Below are 26,581 nucleotides of genomic sequence, written 5' to 3' on the forward strand. Positions count from 1 at the left end.
TCTGCGGTGCGCGTTCCCTCGAAGCCGGTGCCCGCTGCTCGTGTCGTGAAAGCCACTTTCAAGACACCACATGCCCGAAAGTGGCTTTCGCGACAGGCGGCCACACCAACCCTGACACTGAGCCACGTTTGACTTCATCTCTCAATAGATCTTGCCCTTGGTCGTGGCGGAGGCCGAACCTGCGCCACGACCGAGATGAGCAGCGTCTGCGCCTTCTCGGTCGACAGACCACACCGCCATGAGCCTTTTGGTTTCGCGGGGGTTTCCAGGCCCAACTGAGACCACCCGGCAAGGTGTGTCACCTCTTACGAGGATCACAGTCGATAGTCCTTGACCGAGTTTCGCCTGCCACCTTCAATGACTGCATGCCGGAGCATGTGAACACCGACCTCGGTGGCTATTTGCGTCGTATGCGGGAACGGACCAAGCCTGGTGATCTCGGGCTGGTCCGCCGGGGTACGCGGCGTGTCCCGGGCCTGCGGCGCGAAGAGGTCGCGGCGCTGGCGGGGGTCAGCTCGACCTATTACACCCGCCTGGAGCAGGCCCAGACGGCGCACGCGTCGCCGGAGGTCCTCTCGGCCATCGCGCGGGCGCTGGAACTGAGTGCCGACGAGGAGGAGTACCTGCTCAAGATCGGGACCGCCGCGCCTGCCCAGCCGGTCAAGCCGCCCAAAACCGACGAAGTGCAACCACAGACCCGAATGCTGCTGAGTGCACTGAACGACGCGGCGGTGGCGGTACTGAACTTCCGGTGCGACATCCTGGCGTGGAATTCGCTGTTCCACAAACTGTATGCCTCGCATCTGAAATTCACGGATCCCGAAACCGTCGAAAAACGGCCGAACATCATCAAGCTCAATTTCCTCGACGAGAATGTGCGCTCGTTGTACGCGGACTGGTCGGCAGAGGCGGAGTACAACGTTTCCTACCTGCGCTACATCGCGGGGAATCACCGGCACGACACCCGGCTCGCCGAGTTGATCGGTGAACTCACCATGGGCAGCGAGGAATTCGCGAAGCTGTGGGTCGGTCAGAGCGTCGGCAACTGCACGGTGGGGACGAAGACCTTCCGGCATCCCGTGGTCGGCGAACTCGACCTGATGTATCAGTCCGCCGAACTCGGCGACGGCAACATCCTGAAGTTCTACCACGCGGAACCGGACTCGCCGCACGAGGCGGCGTTGAAGCTGCTCGCGGTGGATCTGCGTCGGGAGCCGACCGCGGATTAGCCTGGTACTGCCAGTGGTAGTCACGGCAGGGGGCTGGCTAAATCCTTTCGGCGGCTCGAACCTGGCGGCATGACGACCGATACGGCTCCTGCCGCTCCCGCGCGGCCGGCCCGCATGACCGGCCGCCAGCTCATGGTTCTGGTGGTCCTGCTGGCCTCGCAATTCATGCTGGCCGCGGATTTCTCCGTGCTGAACGTCGCACTGCCGCGCGTCGGCGCGGAACTGGGTTTCTTCGCCGGTGACCTGCAATGGATCACCACCATGTTCGCGTTGACCGCGGCCGGCTGCACCCTGGTGTTCGGTCGCGTCGGCGACTACCTCGGCAGGCGGCGGATCTTCGTCGCGGGGATGGCGTTGCTCGCGGCCGCGTCGGTCGTCGGCGGGATCGCGGACACCCCCGCGCTGCTGCTCGTCGCCCGGACCCTGCAGGGTCTCGCCACCGCCGCGATCACCCCGTCCGCGCTGGCCATGCTGACCATCGCCTTCACCGAACCTACCTTGCGCACCAAGGCTTTGGGCCTCAACGGCGTGATGATGAGCTCCGGTTTCACCGTCGGCTCGATCCTCGGCGGCGTGCTGACGGACCTGCTTTCCTGGCGCTGGGCGTTCTTCATCAACATCCCGGTCGCGATCGCCGCGATCATCGTCGTCCCGACGGTGGTTCCGGAAAGCAAGGCGGAGAACCGGAAGAAGCTCGACGTACCCGGCGCGGTCCTCATCACGACCGGCCTGTTCGGCGGGATCTACGGCATCACCCGTGCCGCGGAGTCCGGTTTGGACACCGTCTCGGTCTTCTCGCTGGTCCTCGCCGCCGTGCTGCTGATCGCCTTCTGGATGGTGGAAAGCCGGACCGAGGACGCGCTCGTCCCGGTGGCCATCCTGAAGCGGCCGGACGTCGCCTTCGGCAACCTGGCCGCGTTGTTCATCTTCGGCGGTGAGACCGCGCTGATCTTCTTCACCGCCCTGTACGTCCAGAACGTCCTCGGCCATTCGTCGTTCGTCGCCGGTCTGGTGCTGCTCGGCATCGGTATCGGGCAGATCCTGGGCGGCGGCATCGGGCCGAAGATCCTTGCCAGGGTCTCGCCGCGCACCATGCTCTGCGTCGCGTTGATCGGCCAGGGCGCGTTCATGCTCCCGGGGATCTGGATGGCCGCGACCAACGGCTGGCTCGCGATCCTGGTCGCCGCCGAATTCGTCAACGCGATCTTCTCGATGCTGGCGATGCTGTCGTTCATGGTCATCTCGACCTCCTCGGTCGACACCGGTTCGCAGGGCATGGCGACCGGGATGGCCACACAGAGCCAGCAGGTCGGTATGGCGATCGGCATTCCGCTGATGAGCGCGGTCTTCACCGCGGCCGCGGCAGGTGGCACCGGACCCGGCATCGAACTGTCCGCCATCCACGTCGCGATCGCCGTCGACGCGATCGCGCTGATCGGGGCAGGAGCGTTGCTGTGGCTCGCTCTGCGGTCCACACAGGACGGTGTCAATCGTCCCAGGTGACCAAGCCGAACTTGTGCGCCTGGATCACCGCTTGCACCCGGGTGGAGACTTGGAGTTTGGCCAGGATCCGCTCCACATGGACCTTCACCGTGCCCGCCGCGATGCCTAACTCGTCAGCGAGGTCGGCATTGGCGAGGCCGCGGGCGAGACCACGCAGGACTTCCGTCTCGCGTGGGGTGAGAAGCGCCAGTTCCGGCGGCGCCGGCCGCGGCGACGTCCGTGCGAAGCGGGTCACCAGGCGGCGGGTCACCTGCGGATCGATCAGCCCCTGCCCGCGGTGGGCGAGGCGGACTGCGTCGACGAACAGTTCCGGTGCGCTGTCCTTGAGCACGAAGCCGACCGCGCCGGCCTGCAATGCACCGAAGAGGTATTCGTCGAGGTCGAAGGTGGTCACCGCGATCACGGCGGGTTCCGGTTCGAGGAGCCGTAGTCTCCTGATGGCGTCGATGCCGTCCATTCCCGGCATCCGGATGTCCGTCATCACCACGTCAGGCCGCCGAAGCCGGGCGAGGGAGAGCAGTTCGGTGCCGTCCGCGGCCGCGCCGATCACCTCGATGTCCGGCTCACCGGAGAGCAGCAGCCGCATTCCTTCCCTGGCGGCGTCCTGGTCGTCGGCGACGATCACGTTGATCACGCGCCTCCTCCGTTCCACGGGATCCTCGCCAGCACCCGCCAGCCCCCGCCGTCGCGCGGACCGGCCCGCACGCTGCCGCCCAGCGCCGCGGCCCGTTCACGCATGCCACGCACTCCGTTGCCCTCCAAGGTTTCCACGACGTCCTGGCCGTCGTCGTCCACCGTCACCACCAGATCCCCGTCCGCTGCCACGAGCCGGACCTCGACCCGGTTCGCCGACGCGTGCCGGGCCACGTTGCTCAGCGACTCCTCGATGATCCGGTAGGCGGCGGCCTGGACGGGCAACGGTGGCTCGGCTCCCGGGAGGTCGCGGACGACGGACATCCCCAGCACACCCCGTAATCGGCTGACGAGAACGTCCACTTCGGACAGTCCGGGAGCCTCGTCTACCCTCAGGACGTCCACAAGGGAGCGCACCTGGCCCAGTGCCTCCCCCGCCAGTTCGGCGACGGTGGCCAAGGCCTCGTCCGCGCCGCCGCCCGCCTTGCGACCACCCAGCGCCCGCAGCCGGATCGCGCTCAAGTGGTGGCCGACGAGGTCGTGCACGTCCCTGGCCACACGATTCCGCTCGCGCGCCTGTGCCCGTTCCGCCTCGGACTCGACGAGCCGCCTTAAGGCTTTCGCCCGATCCGCCTGCAACCGCAACGTGTAGCCGAGACTGACCGGCAGCACCGCGAGTCCCGCGGAGGTGAGCACATCCGACGGCACCAGCGGGCCGCCGCGCGACAGCGCCACTCCCAGCAGCCAAGCGGTGGCCACGACCGCGAGCAGGACGCGGTGACCGCGCAGGTGATACGCGGCGGAGAAGACCGCGACCAGCACCGGCCACGGTGGGACCGCCGTGTCGAGCCAGAGCGAACCGAGCGTCGAAGCCCCGGTGAGCGCCACCGAGGTGAGCGGCAGCCGGCGGCGTCCGAGCAGCGGGACACAGGTCGCGAACGTCCAGAACGCCACTGCCGGAGTCAGGGGTTTCCCGTCGAGTGCGGGCAGCCCGAGCGAGACGACGAAGACGCCCACAGCGATCACGACGTCCTGCGCCTCCGCCGGAAGCGCTCGCCATCTGTTCATCGGTTCCCCGTTCTATGCCGGACGGCAGACGCGCCGCTCGCGTTCCCGCTGCCAACGTGGGCGGCACCCTAGAAAGGATCGCCTCGGATGACAAACCGAAGTCTGCCCGGTGCGGCGGCCGTGCTGCTGACGATGACGCTGGTGGCGCCTCCCGCGTCGGCCGCCGCGGCGCCGGCACTGGACTGGCGGGACTGTGGAAACGGCACGCAGTGCGCGGTGCTGACCGTTCCGGCGGATTGGACCGATCGGACGGGCCCGTCGACCACTGTCGACGTGGTCCGTGTGCCGGCGAAGGATCCGGCTCGCCGGGCGGGCACGGTGGTGGCCAACCTCGGTGCGGGCAACAGCACGGCCGCGATCGTCGGCCCGCGGTCGGCGCCGATTCAGAGCTGGCTCGATCAGCTCACCGAACGGCTGGACGTCGTGGTGTTCGACCCGCGCGGGCTCGGCCGGGACGCCAGGCGGATCGAGTGCCCGCGTCCTCAGGCGTCGATCCTCGGCCTGGTGCGCGGACAGGACGAGGCCACGTGGCGGGCGCACGCCGAGGAGAACGCGGCGTACGACGCCGGCTGCCGCCAGGCCGCCGGACCGGCGTTCGCGGGTCTCAACTCCTGGCAGATGGCGCACGATCTGGACGCTCTCCGCGCGGCCCTCGGTGCGGAGAAACTGCGGTATTTCGGCAATTCCTACGGCACCACTTACGGGCAGGCGTACGCCGAACTGTTCGGAGCGCGGCTGGATCGGCTGTACCTCGACGGCGTCGCCGACCACACGCGGCCCCGGCTCCTCGACTGGTTGTCCGACCACGCCAAGGCGCAGGAACAGCAGTTGTCGCATTTCCGCGCTTGGTGTGCGCGAACGCCGTCCTGCGCGCTGTATGGCGTGGACGCCGCGAAAGCCTGGGACGACCTCGTCGCGTCGGCAGGCCACTCGGCCGGTGACCTGTTCGCCGGTGCACTCGTCGGCATGAACCCACCTCGCTGGGCGGATCTGGCGCGAGCCATCGCCAAAGCGCGAGCCGGAGACCTCGGCGACTTTCGCACCGTGCTCCAGTACCCACCGGACGGGCCGCCCGGATCCGTGCAGAGCGCGACCCTGTGCCACGACTTCATGCCGGTGTTGCCCGGCTACCAACGGTTTCTCGGGATCGAACGACAGTTGAAGGCCATCGCCCCGCGATTCGGCTGGATCGAAGGCCGCTACGAACTCGCGCGTTGTGTCGGCATTCCCGGCGAGCCCGCCTACCCGCCACACCCGCTTTCGGCGCCGCACACGCCACCCGTTCTGGTGACGATCGGCGAACTCGACAACAACACCGGCCATCTCGGGGCGGACAACGTCGCGTCGCAGTTCCCTCGGGCGCGTTCGGTCCGGCACGGCGACGGACACGCCGCCTACCTGCTGGGCAACACCTGTCTCCGCCGCCACGGAAACGCCTATCTCATCGACGGCACCCTGCCCCCGCCCGGCACGGTCTGTCCGGCCGAACTCGCACCGTGAGAATCAGATCGGTGCTTGCGGGCGCGGGCCGGCAAGACGGGAGTCGTCCAGTGCCGCGCTCAGCCGACGCCGCCACACTTCGATGAGGACGGTGCCGATCAGGGTCGGCGCGAGCCACGGGATCAGCTCGGCGGAGCCGGAGACCGGTCCGTCGACGACGAGTGCGACCACGATCAACGCGGTGACCAGTGCGATGTACGAGCCGCCCTGACCGTGGACGTAGCCGTGGGTCCACGCGCGGTGGCGACGGCTCGCCGATCTTTTGGCGAGCACGGCCAGGGCGTAGGTCAACGCGGAGACCGGTACCAGCCACCACAGGTCGCCGCGGCGTTCGATCACCAGCCCGGTCGCGGACAGGCAGACGACGAGCACCATCGCGCGATACCAGGCGCTGAGGACGCCTGTGGACCGCTCGGCGGCGGCGAAGCGCCGGGTGTCCTGGCGCATGGCCGGCGGTCCGAGGAGCAGGCCGGCGGTGCCGGTGGCGATATGGACGACCAGCAGGGCGAGGTGGACCATGCGCTTCACCTTTCGCGACCGGCGGACCCGCAGTCGAGACTTGTCTAGCTAAGTTAGCATGCTAAGGTACCTTGTGCCGCAAGATTTGAGCTTCGATCTCCATGCGTTGACGGCCCGGCTGGACCGGTCGGCCGACCGGATACTCCAGGCCGAATACGGACTCTCGTACCGCCGGTTCCGGACACTGTTGATCGTGGGCAAGCTGGGCGCGGCCACGCAGCGAGCGGTGTCCGAGGAACTGGGCGTCTCGGAACCGTCGGCGAGCCGGATGACGGGTGTACTCGCCGGAATGGGGCTGCTCGACGCGCAACCGGATCCGGCAGGCGGAAACCGGCGGCGGTTGAGCCTCACGGTCGAAGGCAAGCGCATGGTCGAGCAGTGCCGCGAACTGCTGGAGCGCCGATTCCGCGGCCTGGTGCGACGCAGCGGCGTCTCCTATGCCGACTACGCCCGCGACACGCGTCTGCTCCTGGATGCGCTGAACACACCGCCGGGGCTCGATACGACCCCTTGATGAACCGCTGACCGTCAATTCGCGGGGCCGTTGGCTTGACAAATCAGCGGCGGCGAAACCGGCACGTCATGACAACTTGAAGACCGCTCGACAGTTGTCCATTGACGGTCGGTGACTGATCGGTTTCCATCATGGGGCATGCGGGTGGGACACAATTCCGCCGTTCACCGTGACCGGCCATCGCGGACAGACACCTGATCAGTCGATCTCGCTATCCGACTCAGTGTGGAGTGCCCCATGTCCTCTTCTCTTCGTCATGGCCTCATCGCCACCATGACCGCGTCCCTGCTCGCGACCGGCGTGGCCGCGACCCTGGCGATCAGCGCCCCCGCGGCGGGCGCCGCCACGGCCTCGGTCTACTCCCCGCCTTCCCCGCTCCCGCCCGGCCAGAACGGCGACGTGCTCAAATCCGAACCCTCGACCTACAAAGGCGCGAAAGCGACCCGGATCCTGTACCGATCCCAGGACAACAAGAACAAGCAGGTCGCCGTCAGCGGCACCGTCCTGGTGCCGGACAACCCTTGGAACGGTCCCGGCGAACGGCCGATCGTGGCCTACGCGCCGTTCACCTTCGGCATGGGTCCACAGTGTGCGCCGTCCAAGACCTTGGCCGGTGAGGGCTCCTCGGACATGGTCTCCGGTTTCCAGAACGGCTTTGTCGACGCACTACTGGGCGCCGGGTTCGCCGTGGCGCAGACCGACTACATCGGACCGTGGGTCGACGGGAGCGGCGATCATCCGTACGTGAACCGGTTGTCCGAAGCCCACACCGTGCTCGACGTGATCCGCGCGGCGCAACGGCTGCCCGGTACCGGCTTGCCCGGCAACGGGCCGGTGGGCATCGCCGGCTACTCCGAAGGAGGCAGTGCGGCCGCGGCCGCGGCGGAACTGGCGTCCACCTACGCACCCGAGCTGGACATCAAGGGTGTCTATGCGGGGGCGCCACCGGCGGACAAGGCCGTGCTGGCCAAGTCCCTCGACGGCGGCATGTACCTCGGCTTCCTCGGCTACGCCCTGATCGGTATCAACCAGGCCTACCCCGAGGCCAACCTGATGAGCCTGGCGAACCAGGCCGGTGCCGAACTGTTCCTGCAGGCCCGTCAGACCTGCACCCTCAACGCGGTCTTCCAGTTCATGTACAAGCAGACGAGCTCGATGACCAAGAACGGTCAGCCGGTGGCGACGTTCCTGTCACAACCGCCGTTCGACGCCATCGTCGCGGAGAACAAGATCGGCAACCTCGAACCCACCATGCCGGTCATGGTCGAGCACGGCCCGATGGACGACGTGATCCCGGCCGCCGTCGGCAAGCAAATGGCCAAGGACTGGTGCGGTAAAGGTGCCACCGTGCAGTGGAAGGAGCTCACGTCGTTCCTCCCTTTCCTCTCCCACGCCTTGGGTATGTCGGCCGCTTCCGGCGACGCCACGGATTGGCTGAAGAAGACCTTCTCCGGCGGGGCCGGGAACGGTAACTGCGGCCTTTTCTGATCAGTTGCCCGGCTCAGGACTGGGCGTCGAGCCACTCCTGGAAGGTGGGGCCCGCCAGTTTGGCGTGCGGGCTCGGCAGGAATCCGCCCCTGGCGGCGATCTCGCCGTCAGGGATACGGGAACCGTCGATGCCGACGACCTTGATGCCCCGGCGGGCACCGAGAAGTCCGGCCGCCTCCGCCATGATTTCCCTGCGTGGCCCGGCGATCTCCGGGATCGGCGTACCCGGCACCGGCTCGGCGGGCGCGGTGGCCAGGTCGGCCAGTTCCTCGGCCACCGTGCGGCAAGCCACCAGCTGGGCGGGCAGCGCGGGAATGTAGGCGACGCCGTCTTGCCGCCACTCGAGGAGCTGACCGACGAACTCGTGGAACTGCGCGGCCCGCAGGACACGAACGGGCAGCGGGCCGGATCGGAGGAGTTCCTCGTGCACCTTCTTGGCGGCGACGAAACCGGCGGTGGCGTTCTCGACGCCGATGATGGACGCCACGGCGATCCGGGTGACCCCCGCCTTCTGGCCCTCCTCCTGCAGATTGCGGGCCGACGTGCGGAAGAACTCCGTCGCCGCCTCCTCTTCGGAGCCGTGCCACGAGGCGACGTCGATGATGACGCCGACCCCGGCGAGGGCGTCGGAGAGACCCTCGCCGGTGATGATGTCCACGCCGGTGGCCCGGGACATGGGCACGACGTGGTGTCCCCGTTCGGTGAGCACGTCGACGACGTGGCGGCCCAGCCGCCCGGTCGCTCCGGCCACCGCGAATTTGGCGCTGTTCATGATGTTCACCTTTCCTCTTCGCTGTAGTTCCGCCCCGGGGGCATGCCGGGGATCGGCTTGGCGATGAGCGCGGCAGGAGCGAAGAACCCGATATGGGCGATCGCCATGACGAGAGTCCACAGCGCCTTGTCGTCGTAGAGCGCGGATGCCTTGGCGTGCAACGCGTCCGGGACGCGCTCACCGGCCGGGTTCGGGGTGAGGACCGCCTCGACGAGTTCGAGTGCGACCCGTTCGGCGTCGGTGAAGCAGGTGGCGTCACGCCAAGTGGCCACCGCGGTGATGCGCTCTTCGGACTCCCCCAGTTCGCGGAGGTTCTTCGTTTCCCGGATGGTGAAGTACGTGCTGCCGAGGAGCTGTCCGGCGCGCAGCTGCAGCAGACTGATGGTCGCCGGGGGAAGCGCGCCGTTCTTGAGGACGTTGTGCAGGCCCCCGGCGACTTCCGCCAGCTCGGGGACGAACGGGAGGGGGTTGGGCATACGCGACCGCGGGCCGGTCGTCGGAGTCGTGGACATGGCTGGGCTTTCCTTACTCGTGGTCTCGCGTCGTTACGCTCAAGAGATCCCGGCGCCCCGCCTGTTGTGACAACCCTGCCTTGTGACGCAGACCACCGTGCACCGGTGTCACAAAGCGGCGTCCGCCGGGATCGGATGGATATGACGCGGTCACGAACGAACAGGCGGGAACCGGCGATGAGCGGACAATCCGGCGACTCGGCCACCGAGGCGTTCGTCGCCCATCGCAATCTGCTGTTCACCGTGGCCTACGAGATGCTCGGTTCGGCGACCGACGCCGAGGATGTCTTGCAGGAGACCTGGCTGCGGTGGGTGGGCGTCGACCTCGGCACGGTGCTCGACCCGCGCGCGTTCCTGGTCAGGATCACCAGCAGGCAGGCACTCAAACGACTGCGGACGCTCGACCGGCGCAAGGAGTCCTACGTCGGGCCGTGGCTGCCCGAGCCGCTGCTGACCGCGCCGGACGTGGCCGAGGACGTGGAGCTGGCCGACAGCGTCTCGATGGCGATGCTGCTGGTGCTGGAGACGCTCGGGCCCACCGAGCGGGCGGTGTTCGTGCTGCGCGAGGTCTTCGCGCTCGGCTACGACGAGATCGCCGAAGCCGTCGACAAGACGCCCGCGACAGTGCGCCAGATCGCGCACCGGGCACGGGCACACGTCGCCGCGCGCAGACCGCGCGGCTCCGGCTCCCCGGCCGAGCACCGGGCCGCGCTCACCGCCTTCCGGGCAGCGGTGGAAACCGGTGATCTGCAAGGCCTGCTCGACATTCTCGCGCCGGACGTCGTCGCACTCGCCGACGGCGGCGGAATCAAACACGCGCTGCTTCGGCCGATCGTCGGCGCGGACAAGGTCGCTCGCCTGCTGTCCACCGGCTGGTGGAAACGCGATGCGGAAAGGACTGTCGAGCCGGTACAGATCAACGGCGCTCCCGGGCTGCTGATCCGGGTCGACGGGGAAATCGACGGCGTGCTGGCGGTGCGGATCGAAAACGGTTACGTCACCGGCGCCTACCACGTACGAAATCCGGAGAAACTGGCGAGCGTGACACGGGAAATCGCGATCAGCCGCTGAGATCGGCACCCCTCGTTTTTCACCGCGGACACGTACGGGTGCCTTTTCGTATTCGACCTTCGTTCGGTGCTCCACTCAAGAGTATGAGCCGGTTCGGTTTCAGCCGGTTTTGTTCCGGTGGTTCGGTTTTCACCGGTCGACCGGGACTCGTTCTTCATCCTGATTCAGGAGTTCCGCCATGACCATGAACTTCCGCCGTATCGCTGCCTCGTCCTTCGCCGTCGGTGTCCTCGCGATCCTGACCATGGCGCCGGTCAGTGCCGCCGCGTCCACAACGAACCTGACAGCGGCGAACGCTCCTCCCGCCGGCTGTGCCACCGCCATCGCGGCCGCGGTCGACACCGCGAACTCGGCGACCGCCGCCGCGGCCAACGTCGTCGACTCGGCCGCCGCTGCCGCCGCCGCCAAGGCGTTCGCCGAGGGCGTGCTCACCGGGACGCCCGCCGCGATCAACGACGCCGCCGCCAACCTTGGCGCGTTCACCACCGCTGCCGCCACCGCCGCCGCGGCGAGCGCGGCCGCGCACGCCACGGCCGCGAACGCGACCATCGGTGTCATCGTCGCCTGCGTCAAGGCGTAGTTCGACCGGCACCCGGAAGGGGTGCCGGTGAGTTCACAGATCTCGAAAGGTTTCGGCCCGCCAGGTGAGAGCTCCTCGCCCGGCGGGCCGACTCATGTCCAGGGGGCTACGACAGTCTTCGCCGAAGATCGTCTCCGGCTCAGCGATCTGATTCGGGCCAGGCCGCGGGGACCATACGGATCAGCAGGTCGTGCAGGGTCCGCCGTTCGGCTTCGGTCAGGCCTGCCAGCAGGTCGTCGTGCGCCTCGGCCACCAGCCGATCGCCCCGTTCCAGCTCGCGCCTGCCCGCATCGGTCAGTTTCAGCGCGTACCGTCGCCGGTCGACGCGGTCACGGTCGCGAGAGATGAACCCTGCCTCCTCCGCGGCGTCCGTGATGGCGACGATCGTGGTCCGATCCACGCGCAGCACCTCGGAGATCGCCTGCTGGGACACCGGCCCCTGGTCGCGGACCACGACCAGCAGAGCGTGCAGCCGCGGGCTCAGTCCCGAGGAGTCCAAGCGGCGGTTGAGCAGCGTCCAGCCTCGTTGGGTCGCCCGCGACATCACGTACATCGTCCAGCGGGTCAGCCCGTCGGGCAGTTTCGGTCCGGTTTCGTACAGGTCCACGTCGGTGCCGACGGTTCCCCGGCGCTGAGTTCTTCCGATGGGGTTCTCCACCCGGCCAGTATCCATCATACTCAACAATGATTGATCGGGCTGACGATCACTCTGACTGACGATTAGAGCGGATGGTTCGGATGCGCAGGTGGGGGCCGCTGGTCACAGTGTGTGCGGGAGCCACGATGTTGCTGCTCGACGTGACGATCGTGAACGTCGCGCTCCCGGAAGCGGCGGTCGAACTCGACGCGAGCTTCACCGATCTGCAGTGGGTCATGGACAGCTATGTCCTGGCATTAGCCGCGTTGCTGCTCGGAATGGGCGCACTCGCCGACCGGTTCGGAAGGCAGCGCGTCTACTGCTCGGCTCTCGCCGCGTTCGGTTTGGCCTCTCTCTGCTGCGGTCTCGCGCCGTCACCGGAATTGCTGACCGCGGCGAGAACGGTCCAAGGCCTCGGCGCGGCGGGGATGTTCGCCACCGCGCCGGCGTTGCTCAACGACGCCTATCAGGGACGGATGCGCGGCGTCGCGTTCGGCGTCTGGGGCGGGGTGAGTGCCGCCGCGGCGGCGGCCGGGCCGGTTGTCGGCGGTGTGGTGGCGCACTTCCTGGGCTGGCGCTGGATATTCCTCGTGAACGTGCCGGTGTGCGTTGTGGCCGTCCTGCTCGCGCTGCGGGTCCTGCCCCGGTCGGCGGGCGATCCGGGACGGCGGCTGGGCCTGGCGGGCACCGTCCTGTTCACGGCGGCTTCCGGCGCACTGGTCTACGGCCTGATCCAGGGCAACGAACTCGGGTGGACGTCTCCTGTCTCGGTGGCACTGCTCGGTGGCTCGGTGCTGGCGATGGCCGCTTTCCTGCTCACCGAACGGCGCCGCCCCTTCCCCGTGCTGGACCCACGACTGCTGCGCGATGGACGCTTCGTCGGTATCAGCCTCGCCGCGGTCACGATGACCGTGGCCGCTTACTCGTACCTCCTCTACGTGTCGCTCTGGCTGCAGTCCCATGATGGACTCACCCCATTGCTGACCGGGTTCGTCATGGCACCGCTCGGTGTCGCCGCGATGGTGACCGCCCTCCTCAAAGGCAGGCTCTGGCCGCTGACCCCGCCGCGCACGCCGATCGCGTCCGGTCTGGCGCTCGTGGGCGCGGGCGGCCTGGTGATGGCGGGTGGGGGTGACGGCCCGCTCTGGCCATGGGTGCTCGCCGGGACGTCGCTCGCCGGTGTCGGCGCCGGGCTCGTGAGCCCTTTGCTCGCCTCGACGGCCCTGAGCATCGTTTCCCGTGATCGAGCCGGAATGGCGTCCGCCGTGAACGCCGCCTGCCGCCAGTTCGGCACCGCTCTCGGAATCGCGCTTTTCGGTGCGCTCTTCCCCCACTACGGACTCCGGGTCCTGTTCCTGATCAGCACGGGTGTGGCGCTGGCGGGAGCCGTCCTGACCTGGGTGCTGTTGCGCACGGTTCCGCGGCACCGGAAGAACACTCCCGTCGATCACGCCGGGAGAGAACAAGGGAGCAGATCATGAGAAGACCGATTCGTTCGGGCGACGTGTCGCGGCGGCGTTCACGGTGGCCCGCCTTGGCACTGGCCATCACGACGATGCTGACCTTCGTCGTCACGGGTACGGCGGGGGCGGCGTCACGCTCCGGGCTGTTCCTGTGCCAAGGCAGCGTTTTCCGGATCGCCAACCAGGTGTGGATCCAGGCGAACCCACCGGAGACACCGTGCATCGACGACGCAGAGGCCACCGACCGGCAGGACATCACGGTCTTCGGCACCTACCGGCTGCAGAGCAGTGTGATCGACGCGCGCACCGATCAGAACCCGAACGTGCTCACCTCCGCGTCGCCCGCGGCCGGTGACCTCGCCACCTCGTCCGCACGGCTCGCCTCCATCCGGATCACCGGCCCGGGCCTGCTTGTCGAATTCGGCGCGGTCCACGCGGACGCGGCGGTGACCTGTCAGCTCGGCACCGGCGGCCTCGTCCCGTCGTTCTCGACGCGGTCGACCATCGCGACACTAAGGATCAACGGAACACCAGTCGTCGACCTCACCGGACCGGTCACCATTCCGTTGCCCGTCGGCACGTTGCGGCTCAACCAGACGACGACCACGTCGACGAGCCTCGCGCGCTACGCCGCGATCTGGGACACCTCGTTCGTCGACGTGATACTGGGAGAAGCGAAGGTTTCCCTCGCACCGATCGACGGAAACCCTTGCCGGGCTTGACATAGCCCCTCTCTTCGCGGGAGTCGCGCGACTCCCGCGAAGAGAGGGCGGACACCTTCTTTCGCCACGTTGCGTGACTCAGGGTTTTCACTGAGCCCGTCCGCGCGACAGACGGCGGTACACGATCAAGAGCAACTGACCGATCACTCGATTTCCACTCGGAAACGACGCGAATTCTTCCGTTTCCGCACGTGGTCACCGGCGTTTGTGAAACAACTTCGGAATAGCCTGGGTGGCCTCGCACGCGGACGTATTCGCCCCCTAGGGGTGCCGCACCGGATGTCGCGGGAGATGCCCGGATGTTCGGCCGAACCGGTTCGGGCAGGCTTCTTTCCCATGAAGAAGAATTCCCGGACAAAACACGCGAGACAGCTGTTGCTGTGGCTGCACGTGCTGACCGCCGTGGCGTGGTGCACGATGCAATTGGCCCAGCTGGCACTGCTGGTGCACGGCTGGTCATCGGACGGCCCCGCCCGGCTCGCGACATTCGAACTGGCCGAATTCCTCGAGAACACGATTCTCGACCCGGCGGCCATCATTTCCGCGTACACCGGGATGATGTTGTCCGCACTGACCTCATGGGGGTTCTTCAAGCATCGCTGGGTGATGGTCAAGTTCGTCATCACGGTGGTCGCACTGGTCGCCGCGAGCACCATCGTGAGCAGACTGCTTCCGGCGGTCATCGAAGCATTGCGAGCGGGTGTCGAAGAACCCCGCATCCCGATTTTGGTCGGTACGTGCGCGATGGCGTGCGCGACCGCTTTCATGCTCTGGGTCTCGGTGGTCAAGCCGTGGGGAAAGACGACCCGGTACGCGGCCGAACTGAAGGCCAAGAAAACCGGCGCACGCAAGGACCCGGAACCGACCCTGCTGGTGTACGTCGTGGTCCTGCTCGTTCCCGCCGTGGAGTTCGGCTTCGCACTGGACTATCCGATCCTCACCTTCGGGTCCGTGATCGGTTACAGCATCTACAAATCCGTTTCCCGCCGCTCGAACAAGGCCGAACCGGTCGCGGCTACCCGCTGAAAAGGAGACGCCATGCCTTACGTCATCACCGAACGCTGCGTCGGCCAAAAGGACAAGTCCTGTGTCGAAGTGTGCCCCGTCGACTGCATTCACGACGCGGGTGAGCAGATGATGATCGACCCCATCGAGTGCGTCGACTGCGGCGCCTGCGTGCCGGTGTGCCCGGTGGACGCCATCTTCACCGAGGTCGAGGTACCCGACGACGATGAGGGATCCATCGCGGCCGCGCGGGCCTTCTTCGACACCGAGAGTCTCTGATGAGCGGACTTCCGCGCAAGGTCGCGGTGGTCGGTGCCGGGCCCGCGGGTCTGTACACCGCGCAGGCATTGCTGACCTCGGGCACGTCCTTGTCCGTCGACGTGTTCGACCGATTGCCGACCCCATACGGACTGCTCCGGTACGGGGTCGCCCCGGATCACTTCAAGATCAAGTCGATCGCCCGCGCACTGGCGAGACCGTTGAAGGCACGGTCCGCACGCTTCTTCGGCAATGTCACCGTCGGCCTGGACATCGACGCCGAAGATTTGAGCCGGCACTACGACGCCGTGGTTTACGCGACCGGGGCACAGCGCGGCCGACGGCTGGACATCCCCGGGGAAGACCTGCCGGGCAGTGTAGCCGCGAGCGACTTCGTGGCCTGGTACAACGGTCATCCGTACGCGGCAAACCCGCTCCGCCTCGAATCGATCCGCGGTGTAGCGATCATCGGAGCCGGCAATGTCGCACTGGACGTCGCCCGCATGCTTCTGTCCCCTGTGGACCGTCTCGCCGGGACGGACATGCCGAACCACGTGCTGCACGCACTGGCTCGCTCCCGGGTCACGGACGTGAGCCTGATCGCACGCCGCGGCCCCGCCGACGCCCGGTTCACCACCCCGGAACTGCGAGAGATCGGTGAGCTACCCGGCGTGGAGACCGTCGTCGACGCGGCGGACCTCGACGAGATGACAGTGCCGCCGGACGACCGCAACGCGGCCGGGAACTGCGAGGTGCTCCGCTCGTGGGCGGCCCGTGCGACGGCACCGCGTACCGGCCGCAGACTGCACCTCCGGTTCCGTCGGCGACCGACCCGCGTGAGCGGACGCGGTTCGGTCGAAGCACTGCATTGTGCCGACGCACAGGGGCGGCACGCGGAGACGCTGCCGGTCCAAGCGGTGCTTCGGTCCGTCGGCTACCGGAGCACCCCTATCTCCGGGCTTCCCTTCGACCACCGCACGGGAACCATCCCGCACGAAGCCGGGCGGGTCACCGACACCGCGGGCACGGTGCTTCCCGGCTGGTATGTGGTCGGCTGGATCAAACGCGGCCCCACTGGGGTCATCGGTACCAACAAGGCCGATGCGGCGGACACCGCGAAGGCCGTTCTCGCCGACCTGCCCGGCCTGCCGCTCGCGACGCACGACGGCATGACCGAACTACTCGAACAACGAGGAGTCGCTTATGTCACGCAAGAGGGCTGGGAACGGCTGGACCGGCTCGAGGAAGAACTCGGTGCACGAGGCGGCAGGCCCCGCGTCAAGGTCGCGGACCTGTCCTTGATGCTCGCCGCGTGCCGGGGCGAACAAGCCCCGGCATGAAAGACGGCTGGGCGCGCGGTCGCGCCCAGCCGTCGGACTTTCGTTCGTCACTCGGTCCGGGCACGATCTGCCAGCTGCGCGTTGATGATCTCGACAGCGGCGCGAGGGCTCGACAGCTCGGCCGCGGCGTCGTCCGGGATCGTGATCCCGGACGTACGCTTGAGATGACTCGCCATCTCGATCAACGCGAGTGAGTCGTAGCCGAGATCGGCGAACGGGACGTCCTCGATCTGTCCGTCGAGGTCGACCCCGTCCTCGATCCCGACCGCACTGCGGATCAACTCCCGCAGATCGTCGATGGTGAAACTCTTCCCGCCCACGAAGGCGTCGCCGGTCGGCGTCTCGATTGTCATGGATCGACTATCGCCACCTCAGGTGAATTTCTTCTCCAGAAGCGCTCGAAGCCGCCCGGCGAAACCTTTGTGGCCTCAGGCGGACTGCGTCGCCGAACGCAGAACGGCGCGGACTCCGGCGGGCAGGGAATCGTCCTTGATCGGCGTGACACTGTGCGCGGCCAGCATGGCGGCCACCGAACGGGTGGACTCGGCCATGCGGCACCCCAGATCCCGGTGGACCCCCTTGTCCACCGCACGTTCGACGCTGACCAGCTGGAAATCCGCCAGTTCTTCGAGGAGTTCCTCGGCGGCTTCCCGGCTGCTCCCCAGCATCGCGGCCAGTTCGCTGGCCGACGTCGGTTGTTCGTACGCGGCGGCCGCCAGGAACGCCCGCCGGGCCCGCTCGCTCAACGAGTGGTAACTGTGCTCGACACTGGCCTGGTAACCGGTTCCTCCCTCCTGGGCGCGGATGACCACCGCCGGATCGGCACGCATCCGTTCGACGAGATAGCTCACTGTCCAATGTGGATTCTTGGTGAGCCGGTCGGCCGCCGCGCGCACCAGACCGGGCATGCTTTCGCACAATCGGACCAGTTCACCCGCAGCCGCCTGTTCCGCCCCGATCCGCTCGACACCCACGATGGAAGTGAGCATCTGCAGTCCGTACGCGGGATCGAGCGGGCCGACCGGCACCGACAACACGATGCTGGGGCTGGTCAGCCTGTGCCGGCTGGTCAACAAGGTGGCACAGCCGGAACCGGTCGGCAGCACGTGTTCGAGGGCGCTGGTGGACGGTACGTCCTCGAGCACGACCAGGACCCGTCGATCGGTCGTCCAGCTTCGGTACATCTGCACCCGCTCGTCGAACATCCGGGGCAACTGGTCCTCGACGAGCCCGAAAGCGTTGAGGAAACCACCGAGAACCGAATTCGTGTCCACCGGCCGCCCGTCCGCCAGGCTCATCCTGGCGTACAGCTGCCCGTCCGGATACGCGTCCCGCAGGTGATGTGCGACCTGGATGGCCAGCGCCGACTTGCCCGATGCGGGCGGCCCGGTGACGGCCACCGCGGTGGGCACCGAACTCTTCCCGGCCCGTAGTGGCTCCATGATCGCGACTCTTTCCCTGTCCCTGCCGTAAAAGTACGGCCGGGCGGGCGGAAGCTGGCGAGACTGGTCGAACTTCAGCCCGATCACCTCAGGCCCCCCGGAACGCCTCGCGTCGAAGTTCAGCGACTGGTCGCCGGACAGGATCGCCCGGTGCAGTGCCTGCAGCTCCCTCGACGGTTCCAACCCCAGCTCCCGGTCGAGGTTCACCCGTGCACGCTGGTAGACCTGCAACGCCGTGGATCGTCGTCCCGCCCGGTAACACGCGAGCATCAGCTTGCCCTGCAGGTTCTCGTGGATCGGGTCGGCGGTGACCAGACTGCTGAGTTCGCCGATGAGTTCCTTGTGCAGCCCCAACCGCAGTTCGACGTCGATCCGTCGTTCCAGCACACTGCGGTAGTTCTCCTGCAGCCGGACACATTCCGCCTGCAACAGCGGACCGCAGCGAACATCGGACAGGCTACGGCCGCGCCACATTCCCAGCGCGGACCGGAAGGTGGCGGCAGCCCCTTCCAGGTCCACCGCCCCCTCCAGTGCTTGCGCCTTCGCCACCAGCGTGGCGAAATGATGGACGTCCACCGCGCGCCGAGGAAGCCTCAGCGCGTATCCGTTGGCGATGGTGGCCAGAGTGGACGTCATCGTCGGCCAGCTGCCGCCCTCCGGCGGCACCTGACTGTCGGTGCCGTCGATCGGCAAGAGCTTGCGCAATTGGTAAATGTAAGTGTGCAAGGTCGTCTTCACGCTCTTCGGCGGAGTCTCCTCCCACAACTCCTCGACGATCTGATCAATCGTGACGACGTTGTTGGCATTCAAGGTGAGCAACGCCAGCAGCTGCCTCAATTTCGGCGGTGAAGGTGTTATATCGGATGCCCCGGACATGACTCGGAGCGGCCCCAGTATGCGAATCTGCATGCTCCCCCTTAGCAGAAGATCCTTTCGAATTCCACCACTTTACGCCAAGAACCCCAGCCGCGTCCCAGCCGTGGACACAAGCGGTCGACCGGGTCGACGGCCCGGATCGGGTGACTATGCCCAGACTCGATCGACAAGCTGTCAAGAAACTCTGAATACGAGACTGGCTCATGTCCGACAACAGCAGGCCGACGGTGCACCGATAGGCCTAGCTGTCACCCTTTCGACCGGCCCGAACCTGCGAGAATGGCAGCGAATTTGCGATCAACTCGCCCACCTGGTGACTCATTGACCAGGCGATACCGCCGATACCTTGTGCGACCTACGACGAAATTAGTCGATACTGGCGAGTATGCAATCGGATCGGGCAAGTAACGCGCTTCAGGCATGGGAAAGCGCTGTACCGACGGGTAGGGGGATACCGCCGGTACAGCGCGTGGTCGTGACCGAGCACAGAATGCGGCCTTCCGGCGACCGCAATTGGCCGATCGTCAATTTCACTTCGCCGAGGAAAGCGGGTTACGGGTCAATGTGTGGCGGCAATCTCATAGAACCCGAACCCCTTCCCCATATTCGGGTCACGGAAACGCCGCAACGGCTCGGTGCTCGGTTTGTGCTCCGCGCTCTGCTCCCACTTCTGGAACTCGTCGAAGCTCGACCACGAGCTCATCACCACGAACCCGCCCGGCTGGTCCACCGAACGCAGCAACTCGCTGCCCAAAAGTCCCGGGACATCCGCGAGCTGCTCACTGACCTCGTGATACACCACCTCGATGGCCTCCGCGTCAGCGCTCGCGTAGTACAGCAGGACCCGGATACGAGGGATCATCCGGCCGCCTCCCACTGCGCGTGGGATTCCAGCCCCGACCTTCTGCTGTCGATGTGGGCGACCACGTGCATGGTGTCCATCGAGCCGCGCTCACGGAACGGATGCAGCCGCTCACGGTGTCGAAGGTGCCGCTCGCTTTTCTCGAACGCCCGGAACCCGGTTTTGTTCGTCCAGTCGCTGACGATGTAGTAGACACCCTTCTCGTCACTACGGGACAGCCACTGATCCAGGTTGGCGGGATGGGTGGTCACCGCGTCGGCGATCCGCACCCAGAGCTCCTCGAACTCCTCCTCGAGCCCCGGCTTGATCTCCATCCTGAGCATGACCCGGAAGACCTGATCGCCTGCCATCAGGAGATACCCCCGTCCACCGAAACCACCGCTCCGGTGACGTAGGACGCGAGGTCACTGGCCAGCCACAGCACCGCGCCCGCGACGTCCTCGGGCGTCCCCCACCGACCGAGGGCGGTCATCGCGGTGTAGCGGCCGATCATGGCCTCGCGTTGTTCGGCGGGCAGCGCGTCGGTCTGTTCGGTGTGCGTCATCCCGAGGGAAAGGAGGTTGAACCTGATGCCGTCACCACCCAGTTCCTTGGCCAGGGACCGGTAGAGCCCATGCAGCGCGGCCTTTGTCGCGGTGTAGTGCGCCCGCAGCGGAATCCCGACGTCGATCGACTTGGAACTCACCCCGATCACCGAGGACCCCTTCCCCAGCAAGGGAAGCGCTGTCTGGATGACCAGATGCGGGCCGGTGAGGTTCGTGTCCACCGTCCGCCGCCAGTCCTCGACGGACAGATTCACGTACGGCACGTGGTTGATCACCGCCGCGTTGTTGACCAGGATGTCGAGACGGCCGCCCGGTTCGCATTCGTCGATCAGCCAGCTCACCTGTTCCGGATCACTGACGTCGGCCCGTACCACCCGGTGCGTGCCGCCGATCTCCTTCAGTTCGAGTTCGAGCGAGGTCACCGCGTCGCTGTCGGTGCGATAGCAGGTGACCACGTCACATCCGGCGCGTGCCAGCGCGAGCACGATCCCCCGGCCGATGCCGCGGGTACCGCCCGTCACCAAGGCCTTCTTTCCCGCCAGTCCCAGATCCATCGTTCTTCTCCCCTCAGTCGGTCGTGCCGATTGACGCACGGGCGGCCGCCTCGACCTTTTGCTTGATCAGCCGCAGCTGCCCGGCGGTGTTGGTGTTCATGCGATCGCGCATCTGGGTGTCGGTCACCGGCGCGGCCGGCTTCATCTCGAAGTCCTGCACCCACCGCATTAGGACACCGTCGTCGGTCTGTAGGTACTCCCAGAAGATCCACATGTATTTGAACGGCCCCGGTTCGACCCGGTGGGCACGCACGGTCCGGCTGTCCGGATCCGGCGTCCGGGCTGAGACCCAGCTCCAGACCTTGCCGTTCTCGTCGGGATGCATCGCCAGCCGGAACCGGATCGTGCCCGACGACTCGTCGAGGACGGTCGCCTCGGCGTACTCACTGAACAATCGGGGCCACGACGGGATGTCGTTGGTCATCTCCCAGACGAGGTCCATCGGCGCGTCGATGACGACGCTGTTGTCAGTGTGCGCTGCCATCCGAACTCCTCATCCGGTCGGACCTCCACGAGTAGAACTCTTTCGCCATCGCGTCACGCGGCCCGCTCCAGCCAGGGTCGTACGGCCGGACGTACTTGCCGAGCTTTTCGTTGAGGTCGTGGAACAAGGGGTGCGCGCGCACGTCGTCCAGCCCGCTGGTGAGATCACCGTCGGCTTCGATCAAATGCGCGTATAGGTCATGAAACCGGAACAACGTCCGTGACGAGGCGTTGAGCATATGCGGCAGCTCGGTGGCGTCCGACTCGGCGAAGATCTCGGCGATGGTGTCCGCGTCCGCCGGGTCGAACCGTGCGATGATCAGTGTCCTGCGCATGCGGGCTCCTGCGTGACTCATGCTTTGTCCGAGACGAGGACACGCATCGGGACGCCGGGCAACCGGTACTCCCGCGGCGGGGCGAACCCGCTGGCGCGCAGGATCTCTGCGTACTCCTGCTCGGTGTGGACTTGGCCGCCGGTCGTCCAGGCCAGCATCAGCACGGAGAACAGGTGCGGTACCGGCTCCTGCTCCGGCGGTTCGTCGCCGATGGTGAAGCCGACCGTCACCAGCTGCCCGTCGTGCCTGATCACCTCGTGCACGCGAGTCAGCAGTTCGGTGGCCTTCTCGGCGGAGAAGTGATGCAGCACGTTGGTGACGAGCGCGACGTCGTACGGGCCGCCCAACGGGACTTCGAACATGTCACCGCTGATGAAGCTCGCCCGCTCGTGTACCCCCATCTCCTTCGCGCGCCGCTCGGTGATCGGCAGCACGTTCGGCCAGTCGAGGCTGTGCACCCTGGCGTTCGTCAGCCGCTTGGCGATGGTGTAACCGTACAGACCGTGTCCACAAGCGACATCCAGAATGTCCACTTCGGACCGTTCGAGCAGCCGTCCTGCCAGTACGTCGGTCACCAGCCTCGCGGTGGGCTCGGTCGCCGCCGTGGCGTGGTTGGCGAAGTCCTCCCAGTAATCGAAGTTGGGGGTTTCGGCGTTCTCACCGACGACACAGCCACCGCGGCGCACCGCCTCCCCGAGTACCTTCAGGGTGTCCCATTCTTGGTCACCCGCCAGGACGTCCTTCAGATGCCCGAGGTACCCGGGCCTGCCGGCGACGAGCAGTTCGTCCGCACCCGGCGCGAGCCCGAAGGATTCGCCGTCTCGTCGCAGCAAACCCAGGGCCACCAGCGCGTTCAGCAGGATCCGAATCCCTCTTTCGTTCACCTCCAGCCGCTGGGCCAATGGTGCGGGCCGGGCGGGTCCGTCCGCCAGCGCGTCGAACACACCTAGGTCGAGACCGGTGCGCAGCAGGCTGGTGTCCCGGTAGCCCTGCATGATCCGAAGTACCGTCTCACGGTCCACTTCGGACCGAAGAGTCACACTCATGTTCTGCCTTCCCAGTTCTTCCAAGCCGTGGGCCGCTGTTCGCGATCAGATCATCAGGCCGACGGCGACGACGTTCAGTAACAGCGCACAGAGCGCGCACAGGGCACGGATCCGGTTCCACTTTCGCCATTTCGCTCGCGGATCACGTTCGGTGAAATCGCTCGGCAGCTCGGTGTGATCGAGACTCGCCATCCACCGGTTGATGCGGACGTTCTTGGTCAGTGAGACCAGAACGGCCTTCAATTGCATGGTCGCCGCGATACCGCAGAGGATGCCAGCCGCGTGATGGTCCGTCGTGGACTGGAACGCGACGTCGCTGACGATACCGAGGGCCATGCACAGAGGCATGAGCGGTTCCATCGGTTTGGTCAACAGCTGATGCACCTGCACGGCCCGATCGGCGGGCAACGCGAGCCGCAACGGCGCACTGCTCACCATCACCACCAGCAGACCGCCCGCCGTCAGGCTGTTCCCGAGCAAGGCCAGCGGTAGGAATAACTCCGCCATGTACCGTACTTCCTTTCCGTCGAGCACGATGCTTGCCCGAGTGGCTCGAAAAGGCCTGAAGAGACGGTGAAGAGCCCGGAATCTCCGCGAGAATCCCGCTGTCGCTCGTTTTTCCAGTGTTTTCCGAGAGGACGCGGGCAGGCTCGCCAGCGACCCTCAGATGAGAAGGAAAGAGGTGCCTCGAGTTGACAGAATCGGCGATCAGGAAAGTGGCCGTCGGCGACGTCGTGGCCAACCGGCGACGTGGCGGTGAGATCAGGGTCGTGCTCGGACCGCAGACGGTGGGCGCGAAGACCGGCTTTCTGGGTGTGCTGACTCTCGGCGCCGGCGAGTTCGTCTCCGAGCACTACCACCCATATTCGGAAGAGTTTCTTTATGTGACAAAGGGTTCTCTGGTCGTCAGGGTGGCGGGCGAGCCGGTCGAACTCGGCTGTGGTGAAGGCGTTCTCGTGCCGAGGGAGGTGCGGCACCGGGTGGAGAACAACGGCACGGAGCCCGCCGAGGCGGTCTTTCACCTGTGTCCGCTCGCTCCTCGGCCAGAACTCGGTCACGTGGACACCGAGGAGCTGCCGAACCCGGACCACGCGCAGCTGTCCGTGCAGGAGAGGTCATGAACCGCGAACGACGTGTCGTGCTCACCGGAATCGGTGTGACCGCGCCCGGCGACACCGGCACCAAGGCGTTCTGGGAACTGCTCGTCGCGGGCCGTACCGCGACCAGGCCGATCTCCTCCTTCGACGCCAGCCGCTTCCGGTCCCGGATCGCGGCCGAATGCGACTTCGTCCCGGAGCGGGAAGGGTTGTCGCCACAGGAAATCCGCCGCATGGACCGGGCGACGCAGTTCGCGATCGTCTGTGCCCGTGAGGCGATCGAGGACAGCGGGATCGAATTCGACGCCGAACGGCCGGAACGGGTCGGCGTCACGATCGGCAGTGCGGTCGGAGCCACGATCGGGCTCGAGACGGAGTACAACGTCGTGAGCAACGGCGGCGGACGATGGGTGGTCGACCACACCTACGGCGTACCGCAGCTGTACGGCTATCTGGTGCCGAGCACCTTCGCGGCGGAGGTCGCTTGGCTGAGCGGTGCCGAAGGACCGGTCACCACTGTGTCCACCGGCTGCACCTCCGGTCTGGACGCGGTCGGCTACGCCGCCGACCTCATCGCGCGCGGCGAGGCCGACGTCATGATGGCGGGGGCGACTGACGCGCCGATCTCACCGATTTCGGCGGCCAGCTTCGACGCCATCAAAGCGACGTCGACGAACAACGACGATCCAGAGCGCGCGTCGCGGCCGTTCGACCGGGACCGCAACGGCTTCGTCCTCGGCGAAGGTGCCGCGGTGTTCGTGTTGGAGGAGTACGAACACGCGCGGGCCCGCAACGCGAACTGGTACGCGGAGGTCAGTGGGTACGCCCATCGCAGCAACGCCTTCCACATGACCGGACTGCGCCCGGACGGGCGGGAGATGGCGGAGGCGATCACGCGCTGTCTCGATCAGGCCAGGCTCAACCCCGAGGATATCGGCTACATCAACGCCCACGGATCGGGAACGCGACAGAACGATCGGCACGAGACGGCGGCGTTCAAGCACAGCCTCGGCGCGCACGCGTACGACGTCCCGGTCAGCTCGATCAAATCGATGGTCGGGCATTCGCTCGGCGCGATCGGCGCGATCGAACTGGCCGCGTGCGCGCTGGCGCTGACCTATCAGGTGGTGCCGCCGACCGCCAACCTGCGTACCCCGGACCCCGAATGCGACTTGGACTACGTCCCGATCACGGCACGGGACGTCCGGATGGACACCGTGCTGTCGGTCGGCAGCGGATTTGGCGGTTTCCAGAGCGCGGTCGTGCTCACCGGACGGGAGCGTGCGGCGTGACCGCGGTCATCACCGGAATCGGCGTGGTCGCGCCCAATGGTCTCGGCGTGGAGGACTACTGGGCGGCCACACTGGCGGGTACGAGCGGTCTTCACCCGTTGACCAGGTTCGACGCGAGCGGCTATCCCACCAGGGTGGCCGGCGAGGTCTCGTGGTTCACCGCCACCGACCATCTGACCAGCCGGATGGCGATCCAGACCGACCGGTGGACCCAGATGGCCTTGTACGCCTCGGACACCGCGCTGCTCGACGCGGGCCTCGATGCCGCGGGCCGCGAGGGGTTCGACGAATACGAGATGGCCGTCGTCACGGCGAGTTCCAGCGCCGGCAACGAATTCGGCCAGCGGGAGCTCGGCAGCCTGTGGAGCACCGGACCGGAACACGTCACCGCGTACCAGTCCATCGCGTGGTTCTACGCCGCCACCACGGGGCAGATCTCGATCCGTAACGGCATGCGCGGTCCTTGCGGCGTGCTGGCTTCCGAACAGGCGGGTGGGCTGGACGCGCTCGCCCACGCACGCCGGATGCTCGGCTCGGGCGCCCGTCTTGTCGTGACCGGCGGGACCGAGGCACCGCTGTCGCCCTACGCGGTGGTGTGCCTGCAGTCCAACGGTTCCTTGAGCACGGCAGGCGATCCGGCCGCGGCCTATCTTCCGTTCGACGACCGCGCCGACGGCTATGTTCCCGGCGAAGGCGGTGCCATGATGGTTCTCGAGGACGACGTGAGCGCGCGGGCACGAGGAGTACGCGGCTACGGGATCGTGGCGGGCTGCGCGTCCACGTTCGATCCTCGGCCGGGCTCGGGGAAACCGCCGAACCTCGGTCGTGCCGCGGAGCTCGCGATGGCCGACGCGGGAGTGGCACCCGGCGACGTGGACGTCGTGTTCGCCGACGCCGCCGGTGTTCCCGCGTTGGACGGGCAGGAAGCCGAAACCGTCGCGGCCTTGTTCGGGCGAGGAGCGGTTCCGGTCACCGCGCCGAAGACGATGACCGGACGGCTCTTCGCGGGCGGTGCCGCGGTCGACGTCGTGACCGCGGTACTGGCCCTGCGCGACGGGGTGATCCCGCCGACCACGAACGTCCGTCCGGCCGAGAGGTACGGCCTCGATCTGGTCGTCGGCCGCGCTCGCGAGGCCGACGTGCGGACCGCGCTCGTCCTCGCCCGCGGCGAAGGCGGGTTCAACTCCGCGGCAGTGCTGACGAAAGTCCCCTAGTGAACTCGTCTTTTCAGGAGG

At 66.9% G+C, this 26,581-nt stretch carries 30 protein-coding genes; 15 read left to right on the top strand and 15 right to left on the bottom strand.

Annotated features, from left to right (window positions below; all coding sequences use genetic code 11):
* The first annotated feature begins 365 nt into the window (after nucleotides 1-365).
* Both ACZ7KI_RS00625 and ACZ7KI_RS00630 read left to right on the top strand, forming a co-directional pair.
* On the top strand, nucleotides 366-1,229 hold the full coding sequence (locus ACZ7KI_RS00625; RefSeq protein ID WP_470271135.1) for a helix-turn-helix transcriptional regulator: 864 nt from the start codon (nucleotides 366-368) through the stop codon (nucleotides 1,227-1,229).
* Between the two features lie 69 nt (nucleotides 1,230-1,298).
* Entirely contained in the window at nucleotides 1,299-2,732 is a 1,434-nt protein-coding gene (locus tag ACZ7KI_RS00630; RefSeq protein WP_470271136.1) for an MFS transporter, read from the top strand.
* Here ACZ7KI_RS00630 and ACZ7KI_RS00635 read toward each other — a convergent pair.
* Together ACZ7KI_RS00635 and ACZ7KI_RS00640 are read right to left on the bottom strand one after the other, a co-directional pair.
* Nucleotides 2,716-3,366, bottom strand: coding sequence for a response regulator (locus ACZ7KI_RS00635; protein WP_470271137.1), 651 nt, complete (start codon nucleotides 3,364-3,366; stop codon nucleotides 2,716-2,718). The genes ACZ7KI_RS00630 and ACZ7KI_RS00635 overlap by 17 nt on opposite strands.
* The gene (locus tag ACZ7KI_RS00640; protein ID WP_470271138.1) at nucleotides 3,363-4,433 is read right to left on the bottom strand and encodes a sensor histidine kinase; all 1,071 of its coding nucleotides are present in this window, start codon (nucleotides 4,431-4,433) and stop codon (nucleotides 3,363-3,365) included. Before ACZ7KI_RS00640 ends, ACZ7KI_RS00635 begins: the two co-directional genes overlap by 4 nt.
* A gap of 87 nt (nucleotides 4,434-4,520) precedes the next feature.
* Here ACZ7KI_RS00640 and ACZ7KI_RS00645 point away from each other — a divergent pair, with 87 nt between their 5' ends.
* Nucleotides 4,521-5,933, top strand: coding sequence for an alpha/beta hydrolase (locus tag ACZ7KI_RS00645; RefSeq protein ID WP_470271139.1), 1,413 nt, complete (start codon nucleotides 4,521-4,523; stop codon nucleotides 5,931-5,933).
* A 3-nt stretch (nucleotides 5,934-5,936) separates the two neighbouring features.
* Here the strand turns inward: ACZ7KI_RS00645 and ACZ7KI_RS00650 are convergent, their stop codons facing one another.
* Nucleotides 5,937-6,452: a hypothetical protein gene (locus ACZ7KI_RS00650; protein ID WP_470271140.1), complete on the bottom strand. Its 516-nt coding sequence runs from the start codon at nucleotides 6,450-6,452 to the stop codon at nucleotides 5,937-5,939.
* Nucleotides 6,453-6,537: 85 nt separating this feature from the next.
* Here ACZ7KI_RS00650 and ACZ7KI_RS00655 point away from each other — a divergent pair, with 85 nt between their 5' ends.
* Both ACZ7KI_RS00655 and ACZ7KI_RS00660 read left to right on the top strand, forming a co-directional pair.
* Nucleotides 6,538-6,966, top strand: a complete 429-nt coding sequence (locus ACZ7KI_RS00655; RefSeq protein ID WP_470271141.1) for a MarR family winged helix-turn-helix transcriptional regulator — start codon at nucleotides 6,538-6,540, stop codon at nucleotides 6,964-6,966.
* 237 nt (nucleotides 6,967-7,203) lie between these two features.
* Nucleotides 7,204-8,454 (top strand): lipase family protein, encoded by a 1,251-nt coding sequence (locus tag ACZ7KI_RS00660; protein WP_470271142.1) that lies wholly within the window; start codon nucleotides 7,204-7,206, stop codon nucleotides 8,452-8,454.
* 13 nt (nucleotides 8,455-8,467) lie between these two features.
* On the opposite strand, the gene ACZ7KI_RS00665 is transcribed toward ACZ7KI_RS00660, so the two are convergent.
* Together ACZ7KI_RS00665 and ACZ7KI_RS00670 are read right to left on the bottom strand one after the other, a co-directional pair.
* Entirely contained in the window at nucleotides 8,468-9,226 is a 759-nt protein-coding gene (locus ACZ7KI_RS00665; RefSeq protein ID WP_470271143.1) for an SDR family oxidoreductase, read from the bottom strand.
* A 5-nt stretch (nucleotides 9,227-9,231) separates the two neighbouring features.
* A complete protein-coding gene (locus tag ACZ7KI_RS00670) occupies nucleotides 9,232-9,738 on the bottom strand; it encodes a carboxymuconolactone decarboxylase family protein (protein ID WP_470271144.1) in 507 nt (168 codons plus the stop codon).
* A gap of 177 nt (nucleotides 9,739-9,915) precedes the next feature.
* Here ACZ7KI_RS00670 and ACZ7KI_RS00675 point away from each other — a divergent pair, with 177 nt between their 5' ends.
* Both ACZ7KI_RS00675 and ACZ7KI_RS00680 read left to right on the top strand, forming a co-directional pair.
* Nucleotides 9,916-10,809, top strand: a complete 894-nt coding sequence (locus ACZ7KI_RS00675; RefSeq protein ID WP_470271145.1) for an RNA polymerase sigma-70 factor — start codon at nucleotides 9,916-9,918, stop codon at nucleotides 10,807-10,809.
* A 178-nt stretch (nucleotides 10,810-10,987) separates the two neighbouring features.
* Nucleotides 10,988-11,389, top strand: a complete 402-nt coding sequence (locus ACZ7KI_RS00680) for a hypothetical protein (protein WP_470271146.1) — start codon at nucleotides 10,988-10,990, stop codon at nucleotides 11,387-11,389.
* A gap of 139 nt (nucleotides 11,390-11,528) precedes the next feature.
* On the opposite strand, the gene ACZ7KI_RS00685 is transcribed toward ACZ7KI_RS00680, so the two are convergent.
* Complete coding sequence (locus tag ACZ7KI_RS00685) at nucleotides 11,529-12,047, bottom strand: MarR family winged helix-turn-helix transcriptional regulator (protein ID WP_470271147.1); 519 nt, start codon at nucleotides 12,045-12,047, stop codon at nucleotides 11,529-11,531.
* A gap of 80 nt (nucleotides 12,048-12,127) precedes the next feature.
* On the opposite strand from ACZ7KI_RS00685, the gene ACZ7KI_RS00690 reads away from it, so the two are divergent.
* The 5 genes from ACZ7KI_RS00690 to ACZ7KI_RS00710 all read left to right on the top strand — a co-directional run bounded on the left by ACZ7KI_RS00690 (nucleotide 12,128) and on the right by ACZ7KI_RS00710 (nucleotide 16,814).
* Complete coding sequence (locus ACZ7KI_RS00690; RefSeq protein ID WP_470271148.1) at nucleotides 12,128-13,507, top strand: MFS transporter; 1,380 nt, start codon at nucleotides 12,128-12,130, stop codon at nucleotides 13,505-13,507.
* Nucleotides 13,504-14,211, top strand: coding sequence for a choice-of-anchor P family protein (locus ACZ7KI_RS00695; RefSeq protein ID WP_470271149.1), 708 nt, complete (start codon nucleotides 13,504-13,506; stop codon nucleotides 14,209-14,211). The genes ACZ7KI_RS00690 and ACZ7KI_RS00695 overlap by 4 nt, the downstream gene beginning before the upstream one ends.
* A gap of 336 nt (nucleotides 14,212-14,547) precedes the next feature.
* On the top strand, nucleotides 14,548-15,237 hold the full coding sequence (locus ACZ7KI_RS00700) for a hypothetical protein (protein ID WP_470271150.1): 690 nt from the start codon (nucleotides 14,548-14,550) through the stop codon (nucleotides 15,235-15,237).
* 12 nt (nucleotides 15,238-15,249) lie between these two features.
* On the top strand, nucleotides 15,250-15,495 hold the full coding sequence (locus ACZ7KI_RS00705; RefSeq protein WP_470271151.1) for an indolepyruvate ferredoxin oxidoreductase subunit alpha: 246 nt from the start codon (nucleotides 15,250-15,252) through the stop codon (nucleotides 15,493-15,495).
* Nucleotides 15,495-16,814: an FAD-dependent oxidoreductase gene (locus ACZ7KI_RS00710; protein WP_470271152.1), complete on the top strand. Its 1,320-nt coding sequence runs from the start codon at nucleotides 15,495-15,497 to the stop codon at nucleotides 16,812-16,814. Before ACZ7KI_RS00705 ends, ACZ7KI_RS00710 begins: the two co-directional genes overlap by 1 nt.
* Nucleotides 16,815-16,861: 47 nt before the next feature.
* Here ACZ7KI_RS00710 and ACZ7KI_RS00715 read toward each other — a convergent pair whose 3' ends face one another.
* The 9 genes from ACZ7KI_RS00715 to ACZ7KI_RS00755 all read right to left on the bottom strand — a co-directional run bounded on the left by ACZ7KI_RS00715 (nucleotide 16,862) and on the right by ACZ7KI_RS00755 (nucleotide 23,464).
* Nucleotides 16,862-17,167, bottom strand: a complete 306-nt coding sequence (locus tag ACZ7KI_RS00715) for an acyl carrier protein (protein ID WP_470271153.1) — start codon at nucleotides 17,165-17,167, stop codon at nucleotides 16,862-16,864.
* 75 nt (nucleotides 17,168-17,242) lie between these two features.
* Nucleotides 17,243-19,093 (bottom strand): AfsR/SARP family transcriptional regulator, encoded by a 1,851-nt coding sequence (locus tag ACZ7KI_RS00720; protein WP_470271154.1) that lies wholly within the window; start codon nucleotides 19,091-19,093, stop codon nucleotides 17,243-17,245.
* A gap of 598 nt (nucleotides 19,094-19,691) precedes the next feature.
* The gene (locus tag ACZ7KI_RS00725; protein ID WP_470271155.1) at nucleotides 19,692-19,994 is read right to left on the bottom strand and encodes an antibiotic biosynthesis monooxygenase family protein; all 303 of its coding nucleotides are present in this window, start codon (nucleotides 19,992-19,994) and stop codon (nucleotides 19,692-19,694) included.
* Nucleotides 19,991-20,344: an antibiotic biosynthesis monooxygenase family protein gene (locus ACZ7KI_RS00730; protein WP_470271156.1), complete on the bottom strand. Its 354-nt coding sequence runs from the start codon at nucleotides 20,342-20,344 to the stop codon at nucleotides 19,991-19,993. The genes ACZ7KI_RS00725 and ACZ7KI_RS00730 overlap by 4 nt, the downstream gene beginning before the upstream one ends.
* The gene (locus ACZ7KI_RS00735) at nucleotides 20,344-21,093 is read right to left on the bottom strand and encodes an SDR family NAD(P)-dependent oxidoreductase (RefSeq protein ID WP_470271157.1); all 750 of its coding nucleotides are present in this window, start codon (nucleotides 21,091-21,093) and stop codon (nucleotides 20,344-20,346) included. Before ACZ7KI_RS00735 ends, ACZ7KI_RS00730 begins: the two co-directional genes overlap by 1 nt.
* Nucleotides 21,094-21,106: 13 nt before the next feature.
* Entirely contained in the window at nucleotides 21,107-21,577 is a 471-nt protein-coding gene (locus tag ACZ7KI_RS00740) for an SRPBCC family protein (protein ID WP_470271158.1), read from the bottom strand.
* Nucleotides 21,561-21,911 (bottom strand): TcmI family type II polyketide cyclase, encoded by a 351-nt coding sequence (locus ACZ7KI_RS00745; RefSeq protein WP_470271159.1) that lies wholly within the window; start codon nucleotides 21,909-21,911, stop codon nucleotides 21,561-21,563. Before ACZ7KI_RS00745 ends, ACZ7KI_RS00740 begins: the two co-directional genes overlap by 17 nt.
* Nucleotides 21,912-21,928: 17 nt before the next feature.
* A complete protein-coding gene (locus ACZ7KI_RS00750; RefSeq protein WP_470271160.1) occupies nucleotides 21,929-22,957 on the bottom strand; it encodes a methyltransferase in 1,029 nt (342 codons plus the stop codon).
* Between the two features lie 45 nt (nucleotides 22,958-23,002).
* The gene (locus ACZ7KI_RS00755) at nucleotides 23,003-23,464 is read right to left on the bottom strand and encodes an anthrone oxygenase family protein (protein ID WP_470271161.1); all 462 of its coding nucleotides are present in this window, start codon (nucleotides 23,462-23,464) and stop codon (nucleotides 23,003-23,005) included.
* A 185-nt stretch (nucleotides 23,465-23,649) separates the two neighbouring features.
* Here ACZ7KI_RS00755 and ACZ7KI_RS00760 point away from each other — a divergent pair, with 185 nt between their 5' ends.
* From ACZ7KI_RS00760 to ACZ7KI_RS00770, 3 genes are read left to right on the top strand one after another with little or no spacing between them, the layout of a single operon-like run.
* Complete coding sequence (locus tag ACZ7KI_RS00760; RefSeq protein ID WP_470271162.1) at nucleotides 23,650-24,078, top strand: cupin domain-containing protein; 429 nt, start codon at nucleotides 23,650-23,652, stop codon at nucleotides 24,076-24,078.
* Nucleotides 24,075-25,346: a beta-ketoacyl-[acyl-carrier-protein] synthase family protein gene (locus ACZ7KI_RS00765; RefSeq protein WP_470271163.1), complete on the top strand. Its 1,272-nt coding sequence runs from the start codon at nucleotides 24,075-24,077 to the stop codon at nucleotides 25,344-25,346. Before ACZ7KI_RS00760 ends, ACZ7KI_RS00765 begins: the two co-directional genes overlap by 4 nt.
* A complete protein-coding gene (locus ACZ7KI_RS00770) occupies nucleotides 25,343-26,560 on the top strand; it encodes a ketosynthase chain-length factor (RefSeq protein WP_470271164.1) in 1,218 nt (405 codons plus the stop codon). Before ACZ7KI_RS00765 ends, ACZ7KI_RS00770 begins: the two co-directional genes overlap by 4 nt.
* The last annotated feature ends 21 nt before the right edge of the window (nucleotides 26,561-26,581 follow it).

This window comes from Amycolatopsis sp. NPDC039088 (genome assembly GCF_055598845.1).

Bases quoted from the DNA above. Each gene is read 5' to 3' on its own strand.
- ACZ7KI_RS00625 (WP_470271135.1), top strand. From the start codon at position 366: ATGCCGGAGCATGTGAACACCGACCTCGGTGGCTATTTGCGTCGTATG.
- ACZ7KI_RS00630 (WP_470271136.1), top strand. From the start codon at position 1,299: ATGACGACCGATACGGCTCCTGCCGCTCCCGCGCGGCCGGCCCGCATG.
- ACZ7KI_RS00640 (WP_470271138.1), bottom strand. From the start codon at position 4,433: ATGAACAGATGGCGAGCGCTTCCGGCGGAGGCGCAGGACGTCGTGATC.
- ACZ7KI_RS00645 (WP_470271139.1), top strand. From the start codon at position 4,521: ATGACAAACCGAAGTCTGCCCGGTGCGGCGGCCGTGCTGCTGACGATG.
- ACZ7KI_RS00650 (WP_470271140.1), bottom strand. From the start codon at position 6,452: ATGGTCCACCTCGCCCTGCTGGTCGTCCATATCGCCACCGGCACCGCC.
- ACZ7KI_RS00660 (WP_470271142.1), top strand. From the start codon at position 7,204: ATGTCCTCTTCTCTTCGTCATGGCCTCATCGCCACCATGACCGCGTCC.
- ACZ7KI_RS00665 (WP_470271143.1), bottom strand. From the start codon at position 9,226: ATGAACAGCGCCAAATTCGCGGTGGCCGGAGCGACCGGGCGGCTGGGC.
- ACZ7KI_RS00670 (WP_470271144.1), bottom strand. From the start codon at position 9,738: ATGTCCACGACTCCGACGACCGGCCCGCGGTCGCGTATGCCCAACCCC.
- ACZ7KI_RS00675 (WP_470271145.1), top strand. From the start codon at position 9,916: ATGAGCGGACAATCCGGCGACTCGGCCACCGAGGCGTTCGTCGCCCAT.
- ACZ7KI_RS00680 (WP_470271146.1), top strand. From the start codon at position 10,988: ATGACCATGAACTTCCGCCGTATCGCTGCCTCGTCCTTCGCCGTCGGT.
- ACZ7KI_RS00690 (WP_470271148.1), top strand. From the start codon at position 12,128: ATGCGCAGGTGGGGGCCGCTGGTCACAGTGTGTGCGGGAGCCACGATG.
- ACZ7KI_RS00695 (WP_470271149.1), top strand. From the start codon at position 13,504: ATGAGAAGACCGATTCGTTCGGGCGACGTGTCGCGGCGGCGTTCACGG.
- ACZ7KI_RS00700 (WP_470271150.1), top strand. From the start codon at position 14,548: ATGAAGAAGAATTCCCGGACAAAACACGCGAGACAGCTGTTGCTGTGG.
- ACZ7KI_RS00705 (WP_470271151.1), top strand. From the start codon at position 15,250: ATGCCTTACGTCATCACCGAACGCTGCGTCGGCCAAAAGGACAAGTCC.
- ACZ7KI_RS00710 (WP_470271152.1), top strand. From the start codon at position 15,495: ATGAGCGGACTTCCGCGCAAGGTCGCGGTGGTCGGTGCCGGGCCCGCG.
- ACZ7KI_RS00715 (WP_470271153.1), bottom strand. From the start codon at position 17,167: ATGACAATCGAGACGCCGACCGGCGACGCCTTCGTGGGCGGGAAGAGT.
- ACZ7KI_RS00725 (WP_470271155.1), bottom strand. From the start codon at position 19,994: ATGATCCCTCGTATCCGGGTCCTGCTGTACTACGCGAGCGCTGACGCG.
- ACZ7KI_RS00730 (WP_470271156.1), bottom strand. From the start codon at position 20,344: ATGGCAGGCGATCAGGTCTTCCGGGTCATGCTCAGGATGGAGATCAAG.
- ACZ7KI_RS00735 (WP_470271157.1), bottom strand. From the start codon at position 21,093: ATGGATCTGGGACTGGCGGGAAAGAAGGCCTTGGTGACGGGCGGTACC.
- ACZ7KI_RS00740 (WP_470271158.1), bottom strand. From the start codon at position 21,577: ATGGCAGCGCACACTGACAACAGCGTCGTCATCGACGCGCCGATGGAC.
- ACZ7KI_RS00745 (WP_470271159.1), bottom strand. From the start codon at position 21,911: ATGCGCAGGACACTGATCATCGCACGGTTCGACCCGGCGGACGCGGAC.
- ACZ7KI_RS00750 (WP_470271160.1), bottom strand. From the start codon at position 22,957: ATGAGTGTGACTCTTCGGTCCGAAGTGGACCGTGAGACGGTACTTCGG.
- ACZ7KI_RS00755 (WP_470271161.1), bottom strand. From the start codon at position 23,464: ATGGCGGAGTTATTCCTACCGCTGGCCTTGCTCGGGAACAGCCTGACG.
- ACZ7KI_RS00765 (WP_470271163.1), top strand. From the start codon at position 24,075: ATGAACCGCGAACGACGTGTCGTGCTCACCGGAATCGGTGTGACCGCG.